Here is a 401-nt window from a genome sequence, read left to right on the forward strand (position 1 = left end):
CTGGCAATGCTGGTGAAGTGGGGAACAGAATCGCAAGACAGGGCTTTGAAGATGATATTGTGTTCGCACTGCCACTGAATTTCACGACTGGAGGTAATGCCTTTGGAGTACGCAAAAAGAATAATTTTAAGCAGAATCGCCGGATCATAAGCGGATCGACCGCCGGCATCATTGCTGTACTTATCGTAAAAGGCCGACAGATCAAGATGATGATCGATCAGTTGGTGTAAGGTAAATTCGAAGGTGTTGGGCTGTAATTGTTCTTCGAAATTGATCACCACCATGGCGGTTTGATCGTAGTTGTATTTTTTGAAGTTTGGCATACGAAGCGTTCCTGTTTCGATGCCTGATTTTATCAAAAAACGCCTGTTTTTGAGAGTTTTTCTACAGCTTCAACGCCC

At 43.9% G+C, this 401-nt stretch carries 1 protein-coding gene; it reads right to left on the minus strand.

Annotated features, from left to right (window positions below):
- Nucleotides 1-323: transposase (locus tag MIB40_RS19500; RefSeq protein WP_249697179.1), on the minus strand; the 323-nt coding region annotated here is incomplete at its 3' end.
- Nucleotides 324-401 lie beyond the last annotated feature (78 nt).

Source organism: Aestuariirhabdus haliotis (assembly GCF_023509475.1).
GTDB lineage: Bacteria > Pseudomonadota > Gammaproteobacteria > Pseudomonadales > Aestuariirhabdaceae > Aestuariirhabdus > Aestuariirhabdus haliotis.